Here is a 14,511-nt window from a genome sequence, read left to right as displayed (position 1 = left end):
CGCGGGCCCACGCGGTGCTGGACGAGGTCGCGGAGATGTCTACCTGGTCGATGAGCCAGGCCGAGACCGCGCAGGCGATCGTGGAGGCCTCGCGGCTCCAGGCACGGCTGGCCGCAGTGCAGTCCCGGCTGCTGGAGCACGCCGATACCGTCGCGGTGCAGGAGCGCAACGCCTCCCCGTCGTTGGCGGTGTGGCACTCCAACGTCACCAGGTCGACCAAGCGCGAGTCGTTCCGCCAGGTACGCCTCGCCGAGGGCCTGACCCGTCACGTGCTGGTGCGCGAAGCGCTTGGTCGCGGGGACCTGGTCGCGGAGCAGGCCTCGGTGATCTGTACGTCGCTGGATGCGTTGCCCGACGACCTCGAGGCGGCGGTCCTCGAGGAGGCCACGACAGCGCTGGTCGAGTTCGCGCAGGTGCACGACGCGAAAGCGCTGCGGGTGCTGGGGCGCCGCATCCTCGACGTCGTCGCACCCGAGGTCGGTGAGGCCTGGGAGGCCGAGCTGCTCGACCGCGAGGAACGCGAGGCCGAGAAGTCGTCGGTGTTCCGGATGCGTGAGGATGGCCACGGCCGCATCAGGGGGTCCTTCACCGTCCCGACCCTGGTCGGGCAGATGCTCGAGAAGGCCCTGATGGCGTTCGCTGCCCCCAAGCACCAGATCGCCAACCGGGCAGGCACGGACGAGGCACCGGAGCCGGTACGCCGGCCCACCGCGCGGCGGCTGGGCGATGCGTTCGTCGAGCTCATCGAACGACTCGACCCCAAGCGACTGCCCCGCGCCGGTGGGGTCAACGCGACCGTGGTCGTCACCATGACCCTCGCCTCGCTGCAGGGTGGGCTGGCGGCGGCTGCGCTCGACACCGGCGGCCGGATCTCCGCTGGCGACGCACGGCGGTTGGCGTGCGAGGCCGAGATCGTGCCCGTCGTCCTGGACGGGGATAGCAAACCCCTCGATGTGGGCCGGGCGAAGCGGTTCTTCACCAAGACCCAGCGCATCGCGATGGGCATCCGCGACGGCGGCTGCACCGCCAAGGGCTGCGACGCACCACCCGCGATGTGCCACGCCCACCACGACGACCCCTGGGCCCACCACGGCCTCACCGACCTGGCCCGCGGACGCCTGCTGTGCCCGTACCACCACCGGCGTATCCACGACCCCGACTACGAAGTCGACATCGGCGCCGACAACCAGGTCACCTTCCACCACCGCACCTAGACCCAACTGTTCCGTTGACGAGTAGGACGGCGTACACGCGAGCCGGCCGGTTCGAACGAGCCGACTCGGCGTACCGCCGTGGGTCGAGCGACCGTCGATACCCGGTGACCCCACGGCGTACGGCGAGGTCCCCGCGGTTCTTGCGGGGTCTCGGCGACGCGCGTCGCTGGCGCTCCTTGCTGCTCGACCAACGGAGCGTCGTACGGCCCTTCGTTGGTTGAGCAGCGTGGGTCGAGCGACCGTTGAAACCTGGTGACCCCATGGCGTACGGCGAGGCCGGCGCGGTTCTTGCGGGGTCTCGGCGACGCGCGTCGCTGGCGCTCCTTGCTGCTCGACCAACGGCTCGTCGTACGCCGGGAACTGGCGCCGACTCGGCTGGTTCGAACGAGCCGACTCGGCGCTCGACCAACGGGGCGGCGTACGGCGTGAGCGGGCGCCGGCTCGTCCGGGGGAGGCGTCAGCCGGCGCCGTGGCGGGCGAGCGCGAAGGCGGCCTGGGTGAGGGTCAGGTGGCTGAAGGCCTGGGGGAAGTTGCCGACCATGCGCCCGGTGGCGGGGTCGTACTCCTCGGCGTAGAGCCCGACGTCGTTGGCCAGGCCGACCAGGCGGTCGTAGAGGGCGGTGGCGTCGTCGAGGCGGCCTGCGGCGGCGTAGGCCTCGACCAGCCAGAAGGAGCAGGCCAGGAACGGGTGCTCGTCGCCGTCGAGGCCGTCGACCCCCGAGCTCGTGCGGTAGCGCAGCACCAGGCCGTCGCGCAGCAGGTCCTCCTCGACCGCCTTGATCGTGCCGAGCATCCGCGGGTCGTCGCCGTCGACGAGCCCGAAGGAGGCGAGCACGAGCAGCGAGGCGTCGACCTCGTCGGTGTCGTAGTGCTGGGTGAAGGTGCCGCGCTCCTCGTCGTAGCCGCGGGTCAGGACCTGCTCGCGCACCTCGTCGCGCAGTCGCCGCCACTCCTCGACGGGCCCCTCGAGACCGTGCTCCTCGACCGCGCGCACGGCCCGGTCGAAGGCCACCCACACCAACGCCTTGGAGTGGGTGAAGTGCTGCAGGTCGCCCCGCATCTCCCAGATGCCGCAGTCGGGCTCGTGCCAGTTCTCGGCCAGGCTCGAGAGCAGGGCCTTCTGCAGCTCCCACGCGTTCGCGTCGGGCTCGTCCATCACCTGGCGGACCTTCTCGAGGGCGTCCATCACCTCGCCGATCACGTCGTGCTGCAGCTGGTCGACGGCACCGTTGCCGATGCGCACGGGCAGCGAGTCCTCGTAGCCCGGCAGGTGTTCGAGCTCGTGCTCGACCAGGCGCCGCGACCCGTCGACGGCGTACATCACCTGCAGGTCGTGCGGGTCGCCGGCCACCGCGCGCAGCAGCCAGTCACGCCACAGCATCGCCTCGTCGGTGTAGCCGGCCTCGAGCAGCGAGCCCAGGGTCAGTGCCGCGTCGCGCAGCCAGCAGTAGCGGTAGTCCCAGTTGCGCGAGCCGCCGAAGGTCTCGGGCAGCGACGTCGTCGGCGCCGCCACGATGCCACCGGTCGCCTCGTGGGTCATCAGCCGCAGGGTCAGCAGCGAGCGCTTGACCGCCTCGGGGTGACGCAGGTCGGTGCGGCACAACCGGGCCCAGTCCTCGTCCTTGTCGATCGTCTCGCGGATGCGGTCCTCGAGGTCGCCGAGCTCGTCGAGCCGGCTGTGCGAGGGCACCCAGGTCATCGAGTACGTCAGCTCGTCGCCGGCCTCGACGTCGAACTCGTCGTTGTGCGTGTGGTCGCGCGCCTCGGGCATCCGGGGGCCGCGCAGGACCAGCCGGTCGGGTCCCGCGACCGCGGTGATGGCCTTCTCGCCGCCGATCTCCTCGCGGCGCACCCACGGGGTCACCTCGCCGTACTCCATCCGGACCCGCCACTGCAGGCACAGCCGCACCGTGCCCTCCACGCCGCGGATGCGGCGCACCAGGTCGGCGCGCCCGTCGCCGCGCGGCATCAGGTCGGTCAGGGTCACCGTGCCGGTCTCGGTGCGGAAGGTCGTCTCGAGCACCGACGACGCGGACAGGTAGCGGCGGCTGGTCTCGTAGTCGCCCTCCGGCTCGATCTGCCAGTGCCCGTGCTCCTCGGTGCCGAGCAGGGCCGCCATGCATGCGGCGGAGTCGAAGCGGGGCAGGCACAACCAGTCGATCGATCCGTTGCTGCCGACCAGGGCGGCGGTGCGCCGGTCGCCGATGAGGGCGTAGTCCTCGATGCGCAGAGCCATGCCGTGACACTACGTGTGCCACGCTCACCTGCATGGACGAAGAGCACGACCGGGCGGAGCGCCCAGCGGCGGCGCTGCACGCCGTCCTGCGCTCGCGCGGGGAGACGCTGGCGACCGCCGAGTCGCTGACCGGCGGGCTGCTCGCTGGGCTCCTCACCGACGTGCCCGGCGCCTCCGCGACGTACGTCGGCGGCCTGGTCACCTACGCCACCGAGCTCAAGCAGGGGCTGCTCGGTGTGCCCGCCGAGCTGGTCGTGGAGCACGGCGTCGTGTCGGCGCCCTGCGCGGAGGCGATGGCCGGGGGAGCGCTCGCGGCGACCGGTGCGACGTGGGCGCTGAGCACCACCGGGGTCGCGGGCCCCGACCTCCAGGAGGGGCACCCGGCCGGCACGGTCTTCGTCGGGGTCGCGGGGCCGGGGGTGCTCCGGTCGGTGCGCCTGCAGCTCGACGGCGGGCGCGCCGAGGTGCGCCGCGACTCCTGTGCGGCAGCGGTGTCGGTGCTCACCGACATCCTGGAAGGGTGTGGCGGGGAAGAACGGGTGCTCCGCTAGTGTTGGCCCCCACGAACGCCGGACCTCCGAGGTCGGGCACTCGCAGTCAGGAGATCCGCATGGTGCTGTTTCGTCGGTTGCTCGGCGACGTGCTCCGCGCGCAGCGCGTCGAGCGCGGGATGACCCTGCGCGAGGTCTCGGCGCAGGCGCGCGTCAGCCTCGGCTACATCTCCGAGATCGAGCGCGGCCAGAAGGAGGCCTCCTCCGAGCTCCTGGCCTCGCTGTGCGGCGCGCTCGACGTGCCGTTGTCGTCGGTGCTGCGCTCGGTCTCCGACGCGGTGGCCCTCGAGGAGGCGCTGAGCGCCGCCACCCCGATCGTGCCGCGTCCGGCCGCCGCGAGCGCCGCCGCCGGCCGCTCCCGCGACGACGTCGTCGCCTCCGCCGCCTGAGCAGGCGGGTCCTCCGGCGTCCCGTCGCGGCGCCACGGTAAAAACTGGCCGGCTCGACGCCGGATCGGTGCGATCTCCCACCTGGTCACGCGTGACCGGGTGGACTGGTGCCTCGTTGTCGGACTGGCGGCTCCTCGGGGTCGTCGCTGCGAGCGCGTCGCCGGGCGCGCCGCTGACGAGAGGACTCCATGCGTCGTCGTTCCATGACCCTGCCCTGCGTGCTGACGGCGGGGGCGCTGGCCCTCGGGGTCGGCGCCGCCCAGCCGCCGGCCTCCGCCTCACCGGGGTCAGGGATGTCAGGGGCCTCGCACTCCGTGTCCGTCGCCTCGACGGTCGTCGCCGGTGGGCTCTTCGAGGAGCTGACGGGCTTCGCCCTGCCCGACGGCGTGGACGCCCCCGTGCGCGTGCGCCCCGAGGAGTTCAGCGCCTACGACGTCGACGTCGCCGCGCTCGGGGCCCGGCTGGCCCAGGCGCCCTCCCCGCGCGCCGCGCGCCGAGGTGCCGAGCCGCTGGTCGTCCGGCTGCCCGACCCCGACGGCACCACCCGGGCCTTCGAGGTGGTCGAGGACCCGGTCCTGCAGAGCGGCCTCCAGGCGGCCCACCCCGAGATCCGCACCTTCGCCGGCCGTCAGTCCGACGACCCGACCCGCACGGTGCGCCTCGACGTCACGCCGATGGGCGTGCACGCCTCGGTGCGCGGCCTGGCCGGTCGCGACACCTGGTACCTCGACCCCGTGGTGACCGCTCCCGGCACCACCGAGCACCTGAGCTACCACCGCTCGGCCCTGCCCGAGACCCCGCACCTCGAGGAGTCGCCGTTCGTCGAGTCCCTGCTCGAGGACACCGGCGTGGCGCCCACGGCCGCCGCCCAGGCGCGCACCGAGCCCGGTGCGGCGGTCACCCGGCGCACCTACGCCCTGGCCCTGGTCACCGACCCGGCGTACGCCGCCTACTTCGGCACCGACGGCCAGCCGGGCGACCCGCAGGTGGTGCTGGCCGAGAAGGCCACGCTGATGAACCGGGTCAACCAGATCTACAACGACGACATGGCCATCCACCTCGAGATGGTCGAGGGCAGCGAGGACCTCAACCTCGACACCGCCGCCAAGGCCACCGAGCCCGACGGGCCGTGCGGCGAGAGCGCCTGCTTCGACCCGGCCGACCTCGACCCCGAGACCGGCGGCTGCACCGGCACCCTGCTCGACCGCAACATCTTCGTCACCGGCCAGATCATCGGGGCCGACCGCTTCGACATCGGCCACATCATGCTCGGCATCAACGGGGGCGGCGTGGCCTACCTCGGCGTGGTGGGCGAGCAGCTCAAGGCCGGCGGCTGCACCGGGCTGCCGTTCCCCGAGGGCGACTTCATGGCCGTCGACTACGTGGCCCACGAGATGGGTCACCAGTTCGCCGGCAACCACACCTTCGACGGCGCCGAGGGCGCCTGCTCGGGGCTCAACCGCAACCAGGGCACCTCGGTCGAGCCGGGCTCGGGCTCGTCGGTGATGGCCTACGCCGGCATCTGCGACACCGACGACCTGCAGCCGCACACCGACCCCTACTTCTCCCAGCGCACCATCGACGAGTTCACCGCCCACGTCACCGCCGCCCCGAGCAGCTTCAGCGAGGAGCAGACGCTCACCTTCGACGGCTTCGACACCAACGGCGACACCGTCAACCTGCGCTACCAGGGCCGGGTGGCCTCGATCGTGCGCGGCACCGCCTCCTACAACGTCCTCAACGTGACCCAGCAGATGCGCACCCTGACGGGCGCCAACGTGAGCGTCGCGGGCTACGACGGCTCTGCGCTGAGCCTCAACGACGGCGGCTTCACGGTGCGGTGGCCCGACGCCACCGACCACCCCCGCATCGTCGTCACCGACGTGAGCGACGCCGGCGGCGACCCGCTGTCGGCGTACGTCGGCGTGCCGGTCGAGGGTGGTCCCGCGACCAACCAGGGCTCCACGACCAGCGTCACCACCAACCACGCCCCGACGGTGACCGCGCCGGCCGACCGGACGATCCCGGTCCGCACGCCCTTCACCCTCACCGGCTCGGCCACCGACGTCGACGGCGACGAGCTGCTCTACCTGTGGGAGCAGAACGACACGGGCGGCACCACCGGCACCGCGCTGACCAGCAGCGGCCGCACCTCCGGCCCGCTGTTCCGGGTGTTCGGCACCTCCGCCGACGTGTCGCTGGAGGAGTCGCTGGAGTACGAGTCGCCGGGCCAGAACCTGGCCACGACCAGCCCCTCGCGCACCTTCCCCGACCTGGCCCAGGTCGTCGCCGGCACCACCAACGCCGCCACCGGGTCGTGCCCCGCGGTCACCGGTGACGTGGTCGAGCCGGCGGTCCTGGACTGCTACTCCGAGCTGCTGCCCACCGCCGCGCGCACGATGCGCTTCCGGCTGACGGCGCGCGACCAGTTCCCGACCGGCGGCGGCACCCAGTACGACGACGTCGTGCTCACCGTGGGCTCCGCCGGCCCGCTCCAGGTCGCCTCCCAGCCGGCCGACGTGGTCGGCGGCAGCACCGGCACCGTCACCTGGGCCGTCAACGGCACCGACGCGGCCGCCTACGCACCCCAGGTGCGGATCAGCCTGTCCACCGACGGCGGCCTGACCTTCCCCACGGTGCTCGCCCAGAGCACCGCCAATGACGGCAGCCACCAGGTCACCTGGCCCCAGGAGCGCACCGAGCGCGCCCGGGTGCGGGTCGAGGCGGTCGACAACTACTTCTTCGACGTCGACGACGCCGACTTCGCCATCGAGCCGTCGCTGGAGCTGAGCGCCTCCTCGAGCGCCGTGGAGGTCCAGTACAGCGACTCCCTCGACGCCCCCGTCGAGGTGCGGCTCAGCGCCGCCGGCACCGACGGCGACCAGCTCGCGCTCGACGTCACGGGGCTCGCCGGCCTCGGCGCGACCCTGGTCTCGGCCAGCGCCGACGGCGTCCGCCCCGGCACGGCCCGCTTCGAGGTCGACGGCCCGGTCACCGGGCCCGTCGGTGCGCAGACCGTGACCCTGACCGCCACCGCCGGCACGGCACCGGCGGCCGAGCAGGTCTCCGCGCCGCTGGAGGTCACGGTCCTGCCCGAGGACGCGACCGTCGCCTACACCGGGCCCACCACCGTGCGGGCCACCCAGGACCCCCAGCCGGTCGCCCTGAGCGCGACCGTTAGCCAGGCCGCCGACGGCGAGCCCGGGGACCTGGGCCTGGCCCGGGTGGCCTTCGTCGACCGCGACAACGGCGAGGTGCTGTGCACCGACACCCCCGACGCCTCGGGCTCCGCGGCGTGCGGCGCGCTGCTCGACGTCGACGGGGCCGCCACGTCGTACACGGTGGGCACCACGCTCGTGGACCGCTTCGCCCGCGACGAGCGCTCCGACGACACGGTCGTCACGCTCCTCACCGAGGACGCCGCCGCGCCCGGCACCACGATCAGCAGCGGCCCGGGCGAGGGCTCCTTCCCCCGCACGGACACCGTCACCTTCGAGCTCTCCTCCGACACCGAGGGGGTCACCTACGAATGCACCCTCGACGGGGTGGGGGTCGACTGCGCCGACGGCGAGGTCACGCTCGACGGCCTGACCCAGGGCACCCACCGCTTCAGCGCCGCCGCCCGCGGCGAGGGCGGGGCCACCGACCCGACGCCGGCGACCCGGACCTTCGGGACCCCGTTCTCGGCCGACCGCCTGACCGAGGAGACCGAGGGCTGGACGCTGCGCCGCGGCGGCCGCTACTACGACAAGCGGTTCCTGCGCAGCGACCGGCGCGCCGAGGTGCTCGGTCTCGACGTGACCCGCGCGACCTCGATCGTGCTGGTGGCCACCAAGGCCCCCGACCACGGCCGGGTGCGGGTGTTCCTCGACGGCCAGAAGCTCAAGAAGGCCAACCTGGCGCGCTCGCGGACCAAGAACGGTGCGGTGGTGAAGGTCGTCGAGAGCAGCAGCCCGCTCACCGGTCGCCTCACGATCAAGACCCTGCGCAACCGCACGGTCAAGATCGAGGGCGTCGGCGTCATCAGCGCGGCGCCGGCCCGCCCGGTCCGCGACGCGGGGGTGTGACCGGCTCGGGCTGGCAGCGCGGGCACCAGTAGATCGCGCGCTCGCGTCCGGGTGGGCCTTGGCGGTCCACCCGGATCGAGGTCGCGCAGCGCCGGCAGGGGGACCGCTCGCGCCGGTAGACCCAGGTGCGCTCGCGCTCCCGCAGGTCACCGGTGGTCGACTGGACGGCCCGCTCCTTGTTGAGCTGGAGCATCTGGCGGCCCCGGCGCACCGCGCGCGCCAGGTCGGGCACGTCGCCGACCGGCAGCCGCGGGTGCAGCCCGGAGACGAAGCACAGCTCGGCGACGTACATGTTGCCGAGCCCCGCGAGCCTGGTCTGGTCGCGCAGCGCGTCGCCGACCTCGCGCTCGGGCTCCTCGCGCAGCCGGCGCAGCGCCTCCTCCTCGTCCCAGTCGGGACCCAGGAGGTCGGGGCCCAGGTGGCCCACCACCTCGTGCTCGTCGGCGGTCGGCAGCAGCTCGACCACGCCCAGGGAGAAGCCGACGGTGGTCACGGTGTCGTCGCCGAGGACCGCCCGCGCCTGGTAGGCGGGGCGCGGCCAGCGCCGACCGGGAGCCAGGGCGCGCCACGCGCCCTCCATCTTCAGGTGGGTGTGCAGCGTCAGCGGGGGACCGACGGGCGGGTGCAGCCGGGTCAGCAGGTGCTTGCCGCGCGAGACGGTGCCCTCGACCCGCGAGCCCACCAGGTCGGCGGTCGCGTGCTGGGGGACCCGCAGCTCGGCGACGGTCAGCACGTGGCCGGCCAGCGCCCGGTCAAGCAGCCGGGCGGCCCGGTAGACGGTGTCGCCCTCAGGCACGACCGCTCCTGAGCCGCAGCCCGCGCGGGGTGGAGACGAAGCCGGCGGAGGTCAGCGCCTCGCGCAGCGGGGTGTCACCCCGGCCGAGGAGCTGCTCGCCGTCGGCCTTCTCGACGGTGAGGCGGCCCAGCGCCCCGCGACCCACGGCCTCGGCCAGGGCGGCGGTGGCTGGGCCGAGCAGCGCGGGCTCCTCGCTCCAGGTCAGCAGCGTGCGCCCGCCGCGCTCGACGTAGAGCACCAGGCGCCCGTCGACCAGCACCACCATCGCCCCCGCCTTGCGGCCGGGCCGGTGGCCGCTCTCGGACTCCTCCCGCGCGGGCCAGCCCAGCGCCGCGCCGTAGGGGTTGGCGGGGTCGGTGGCCGCCAGTGCGATCGCCACCGGCTCCTGCTCGGCCCCCGGGAGCGCGCCGGTCTCGGCGCCCACGGCCCCGTCGGCGAAGGTGCGCAGCCGGTCGACCGCGCCGGCGGTGCCGAACTGGGCGGCGCCCAACCCGTCGACGAAGTACCCGCGCCGGCAGCGACCGGTGTCCTCGAAGGCCGAGAGCACCTTGTAGACGGCCGCGAAGCCGCCCGGCACCCGCTCGCTCACCACGGCCCCGCGGGTCACGACCCCGTGGCGGTCGAGCAGCCGCTCGGCGACGGCGTGGGCGCGCCTGGTCGGGTCGGGGTCGACGCCCGGCAGCAGCGACCACCGGCCGGCGGTCTCCGGGGGGCCGGTGCGCGCCGTCGCGAGCCGGCCCCCGGCCCCGGTGGTCGAGGCCATCCGCGGCGAGCCCATGCGGGCGCGCGGCGGGGGACGCCGGGTGCGGTGGCTGGCGGTGCCGGTGCGGGTCAGCGCGCGCAGCGGCGTGAGCGTGTCGTTGCTGACCCGGCCGGCCCACACGAGCTCCCACAGCGCGGCCGACAACGCCTGGTCGGTGACCTCCACCCCGGCGCCGCGCACCGCGTCGGCGAGCTGGCGGAAGAAGTAGGCGCCGCCGCCGGCCAGCGCGTCGAGCACCGCCTGGCCGGCCTCGGAGTGCTCGGGCGCCTGCGGCTCGGGCAGCGTCAGGTCGGCGGAGTCGGCCAGGTGCAGCGAGACCCAGCCGTCGGAGCCCGGCAGCGTGCCGTGGCCGGCCCACACCACCTCACCCGAGGCGGTCAGCTCGTCGAGGTACGACGTCTCGTAGTCGCGGACCCGGGCGGCGAGCACCAGCGGCTCGAGCGCCGAGGCCGGGACCGGGCAGCCGGCCAGCTGGTCGATGGCCGACAGGACGCCGTCGACCCCGCGCAGCCCGCCGCGGGCACCGCCCGCCCGACCGCCCGCGGAGGGCGCGGCGGCCCAGACGTGCTGCCAGGCCCCGAGGAAGCGACCGAGCGCGTCGGGCTCGACCGGCTCGACCTCCTTGCGCAGCCGCGCCAGCGATCGGCGGCGCAGCTTGCGCAGCACCTCGGCGTCGCACCACTCGGTGCCCGCGCCGGAGGGGCGGAACTCGCCGTCGAGCACCCGCCCCTGGGAGGCCAGGCGCTGCAGGGTCTGGCGCACCACGGCCGAGCCCAGGCCCAGGCGCGCGGCCACGTCGTCGACGGTGAAGGGCCCGTGCGTGCGGGCGTGGCGCGAGACCAGGTCGCCGATCGGGTCGTCGACGGGGTCGGTGAACGCGTCGGGGGTGCCGGGCGGCACCGGCACGCCGAGTCCGTCGCGCAGGCGGCCGACGTCCTCGATGGCGCTCCAGCGCTCCGTGCCGCCCATCCGCAGCGCGACCACGCGCCGGGCGGCGACCAGCTCGGCGGCCCAGGCGTCGACGTCGGCGTCGGGCACCGAGCGGGCCACCACCTCCTCGCGCGAGAGCGGGCCGAGCAGGCGCAGCAGGTCGGCCAGGCCCTCGGCGCTGCGGGCGCGCCGCTCGTCGGTGAGGCGCTGCAGCTCGGCCTCGACCTCCTCGAGCACCGCCGGGTCGAGAAGCTCGCGCAGCTCGGCGCGCCCGAGCAGCTCGGCGAGCAGGCCCTGGTCGAGCGCGAGCGCGGCGGCCCGGCGCTCGGCGATGGGGGAGTCGCCCTCGTAGACGAACTGGGCCACGTAGCCGAAGAGCAGGCTGCGGGCGAACGGCGAGGGGGCGTGGGTGGTCACGTCGGCGACCTGGACCTCGCGGCGGTCGACGCGGCGCATCAGGCCGATGAGGCTCGGCAGGTCGTAGACGTCCTGCAGCACCTCGCGCACCGCCTCGAGCACGATCGGGAACGAGGGGTAGCGCGAGGCCACCTCGAGCAGCGCCGCCGAGCGCTGGCGCTGCTGCCACAGCGGCGAGCGGCGCCCGGGGTCGCGGCGCGGCAGCAGCAGGGCCCGGGCCGCGCACTCGCGGAAGCGCGAGGCGAACAGGGCCGACCCGCCGACCTCCTGGGTGACCAGGTCGTCGATCTCGTCGGGCTCGAAGACGAACACCTCGGCGCCCGGGGGCTCGGCGTCGGTGTCGGGGATGCGGATCACGATGCCGTCGTCGGAGGCCACCGCCTGGCCGTCGACGCCGAGCCGCTCGCGCAGGCGGGCGTTGATGGCCAGCGCCCACGGGGCGTGCACGGGGGTGCCGTAGGGGGAGTGCAGCACCAGTCGCCAGTCGCCGAGCTCGTCGCGGAAGCGCTCGACGAGCAGGGTGGTGTCGGTGGGCAGCAGGTTGGTGGCCTCGAGCTGCTCGTGCAGGTAGGTGACCAGGTTGCCGGCGGCGTAGTCGTCGAGCCCGTTGGCCCGGGCGCGCGCCTCCGCCTTGGCCCGCGGCATCGAGCCGAGCTCGCGGGTGAAGGCGCCGATCGCCTCGCCGAGCTCGGCGGGGCGACCGAGGCTGTCGCCCTTCCAGAAGGGCAGGCGCCCCGGGATGCCGGGCGCCGGGGTGACCAGCACCCGGTCGTGGGTGATGTCCTCGATGCGCCAGCTGGTCGCGCCGAGCGCGAAGACGTCGCCGACGCGCGACTCGTAGACCATCTCCTCGTCGAGCTCGCCGACCCGGCGCCCGGGCCCCTCGCCACCGACGAGGAAGACCCCGAAGAGGCCCCGGTCGGGGATGGTGCCGCCGCTGGTGACCGCGAGCCGCTGCGCCCCCGGACGGCCGGTCAGCTCGCCGGTGACCCGGTCCCACACGATGCGCGGGCGCAGCTCGGCGAACTCGTCGCTGGGGTAGCGCCCGGCCAGCAGGTCGAGCACGCCGTCGTACGCCGAGCGTGGCAGCCCCGCGAAGGACGCGGAGCGCTTGAACAGCTCGAAGAGGTCGTCGACGCCCCACGGCTCGAGCGCGGTGGCGGCGACCACCTGCTGGGCCAGCACGTCGAGCGGGTTGGTCGGCACCCGCAGCGACTCGATCGCGCCGGCGCGCATCCGCTCGACCGCCACCGCGGTCTGGGCCAGGTCGCCGCGGTGCTTGGGGAACAGCACGCCGCGGGAGACCTCGCCGACCTGGTGGCCGGCCCGGCCGACCCGCTGCAGCGCGCTGGCGACGCTGGGCGGCGACTCGATCTGCACCACGAGGTCGACGGCGCCCATGTCGATGCCGAGCTCGAGGCTGCTGGTCGCGACCACGGCGGGCAGCCGCCCGCGCTTGAGGTCGTCCTCGATCAGCGCCCGCTGCTCCTTGGAGACCGAGCCGTGGTGGGACTTGGCGATCACCGGGGCACCCTCGGCGGTGGTGTCGACCGACTTGTCGCCGGGCGCAAGCTCCACCCCGGCCCGCTCGGCCGCGATCTCGTTGAGCCGTGCGGTCAGCCGCTCCGAGAGCCGGCGGGAGTTGGCGAAGACGATGGTCGAGCTGTGCTGCTCGATCAGGTCGACGACCCGCTCCTCGACGTGCGGCCAGATGCTCGAGACCCGCTCGCCGGCGCTCTCGTCGTCGCCGTCGGCGGAGTCGTCGAACGCGCCGCCGGGGCTGGTCATGTCCTCGACCGGCACCACGACCGTGAGGTCCCACTGCTTCTCGCTGGGCGGCGAGACGACCTCGACCGGCGCGGTACCGCCGAGGTAGCGCGCGACCTCCTCGACCGGGCGCACCGTCGCGGAGAGCCCGATGCGCTGGGCGGGCCGCTCGAGCAGCGCGTCGAGCCGCTCGAGGGAGACCCCGAGGTGGGCCCCGCGCTTGGTGCCGGCCACGGCGTGCACCTCGTCGACGATGACCGTCTGCACCCCGCGCAGCGCCTCACGGGCCTGCGAGGTCAGCATCAGGAACAGCGACTCGGGGGTGGTGATCATGACGTCGGGCGGCGCGGTGACCATCTTGCGCCGGTCGGCGGCGCTGGTGTCGCCCGAGCGCACCCCGACCCGCACCTCGGGCAGCTCGGTGCCCAGGCGCGAGGCGGTGTGGCGGATGCCGGTCAGCGGCGCGCGCAGGTTGCGCTCGACGTCGACGGCCAGTGCCTTGAGCGGGGAGACGTAGAGCACCCGGCAGCGCTGCTGCTTGTCCTCGGGCGGCGGGTCAGTGAGCAGGCGGTCGATGGACCACAGGAAGGCGCTGAGCGTCTTGCCCGAGCCGGTCGGGGCGACGACCAGCGCGTGGCGCCCGGCCCCGATCGCCTCCCACGCCCCCTCCTGGGCCGGCGTGGGCTCGGCGAACGCGGCCGCGAACCAGGTGCGGGTGGGCTCGCTGAAGCGCTCCAGCGCGCGGTGGGGGGCGACGACGTCGGGCACCCGCCAAGTCTGGCCCACGCCACCGACAACCGGGCCCACCCTCAGGGCCCACCCGTCGGGGCCCTCAGCCCAGGTGCAGCTTCATCCCGTCGTGCGAGGCGACGTAGCCCAGCCGCTCGTAGACCCGGCGCGCACCGGCGCGGGAGCGGTCGGTGGTCAGCTGCACCATGCCCGCGCCGTGGCTGCGGGCGTAGCCGGTGACCCACTCGAGCAGCTGGGTGCCCAGCCCCAGGTGGCGCACCGCCGACGCGACGCGCACCGCCTCGACCTGCAGGCGCAGCGTGGCGCCGCGTGAGAGCCCCGGCAGCATCGTCAGGTGCACCGTGGCCACGACCTCGTCCTGGGGCGAGCGCACGGCGACGAGCAGGTGGTCGGGGGAGCGGTCGATGCGGGCGAAGGCGCGCAGGTACGGCTCGAGGTCGGCGTGCTCGCGCTCGCGGCCCAGCTCGTCGTCGGCCAGCAGCGCCACCAGGGCCGGCACGTCGGCGCGCCGCGCGCGGGTGACGGCGTACGCCGTGCCGTCGACGTGGAGGGTCGCCAGGCGGGAGGCGTCGTCGGTGATGCCCATCAGTCGGTCTCCTCGGGGGTGCGGTCCACCCGCGCGAACCTAGTC

8 protein-coding genes are annotated in these 14,511 nt (G+C 74.5%); 4 read left to right on the top strand and 4 right to left on the bottom strand.

The window, feature by feature from the left end; translation table 11 throughout:
• A partial coding sequence (locus OCU29_RS17930) for an HNH endonuclease signature motif containing protein (protein WP_261820984.1) occupies positions 1 to 1,214 on the top strand: 1,214 nt, incomplete at its 5' end.
• A 457-nt stretch (positions 1,215 to 1,671) separates the two neighbouring features.
• Here the strand turns inward: OCU29_RS17930 and OCU29_RS17925 are convergent.
• On the bottom strand, positions 1,672 to 3,450 hold the full coding sequence (locus OCU29_RS17925) for a glycoside hydrolase family 15 protein (protein ID WP_261820983.1): 1,779 nt from the start codon (positions 3,448 to 3,450) through the stop codon (positions 1,672 to 1,674).
• Between the two features lie 32 nt (positions 3,451 to 3,482).
• On the opposite strand from OCU29_RS17925, the gene OCU29_RS17920 reads away from it, so the two are divergent.
• From OCU29_RS17920 to OCU29_RS17910, 3 genes are all read left to right on the top strand, one after another.
• A complete protein-coding gene (locus OCU29_RS17920) occupies positions 3,483 to 4,001 on the top strand; it encodes a CinA family protein (protein ID WP_261820982.1) in 519 nt (172 codons plus the stop codon).
• A 59-nt stretch (positions 4,002 to 4,060) separates the two neighbouring features.
• A complete protein-coding gene (locus tag OCU29_RS17915) occupies positions 4,061 to 4,390 on the top strand; it encodes a helix-turn-helix domain-containing protein (RefSeq protein ID WP_179616301.1) in 330 nt (109 codons plus the stop codon).
• 188 nt (positions 4,391 to 4,578) lie between these two features.
• The gene (locus OCU29_RS17910; protein ID WP_261820981.1) at positions 4,579 to 8,457 is read left to right on the top strand and encodes a M12 family metallo-peptidase; all 3,879 of its coding nucleotides are present in this window, start codon (positions 4,579 to 4,581) and stop codon (positions 8,455 to 8,457) included.
• Here the strand turns inward: OCU29_RS17910 and OCU29_RS17905 are convergent.
• From OCU29_RS17905 to OCU29_RS17895, 3 genes are all read right to left on the bottom strand, one after another.
• Entirely contained in the window at positions 8,414 to 9,253 is an 840-nt protein-coding gene (locus OCU29_RS17905; RefSeq protein WP_179616303.1) for a DNA-formamidopyrimidine glycosylase family protein, read from the bottom strand. The genes OCU29_RS17910 and OCU29_RS17905 overlap by 44 nt on opposite strands.
• Positions 9,246 to 13,898 carry an ATP-dependent helicase gene (locus OCU29_RS17900; protein WP_261820980.1) on the bottom strand — a complete coding sequence of 1,551 codons (4,653 nt, stop codon included), beginning with the start codon at positions 13,896 to 13,898 and terminating at the stop codon, positions 9,246 to 9,248. The genes OCU29_RS17905 and OCU29_RS17900 overlap by 8 nt, the downstream gene beginning before the upstream one ends.
• 64 nt (positions 13,899 to 13,962) lie before the next feature.
• A complete protein-coding gene (locus OCU29_RS17895) occupies positions 13,963 to 14,466 on the bottom strand; it encodes a GNAT family N-acetyltransferase (RefSeq protein WP_179616305.1) in 504 nt (167 codons plus the stop codon).
• Positions 14,467 to 14,511: the final 45 nt, after the last annotated feature.

The organism is Nocardioides sp. OK12, from assembly GCF_024341885.1.
GTDB classification, from domain to species: domain Bacteria; phylum Actinomycetota; class Actinomycetes; order Propionibacteriales; family Nocardioidaceae; genus Nocardioides; species Nocardioides marinisabuli.
The sequence above is the reverse complement of the archived record's forward strand: the minus strand, read 5'-3'. Positions and strand labels throughout refer to the sequence as shown.

Coding starts and splice junctions, on each gene's coding strand:
- OCU29_RS17925 (WP_261820983.1), bottom strand. CDS start 3,450: ATGGCTCTGCGCATCGAGGACTACGCCCTCATCGGCGACCGGCGCACC.
- OCU29_RS17920 (WP_261820982.1), top strand. CDS start 3,483: ATGGACGAAGAGCACGACCGGGCGGAGCGCCCAGCGGCGGCGCTGCAC.
- OCU29_RS17915 (WP_179616301.1), top strand. CDS start 4,061: ATGGTGCTGTTTCGTCGGTTGCTCGGCGACGTGCTCCGCGCGCAGCGC.
- OCU29_RS17910 (WP_261820981.1), top strand. CDS start 4,579: ATGCGTCGTCGTTCCATGACCCTGCCCTGCGTGCTGACGGCGGGGGCG.
- OCU29_RS17895 (WP_179616305.1), bottom strand. CDS start 14,466: ATGGGCATCACCGACGACGCCTCCCGCCTGGCGACCCTCCACGTCGAC.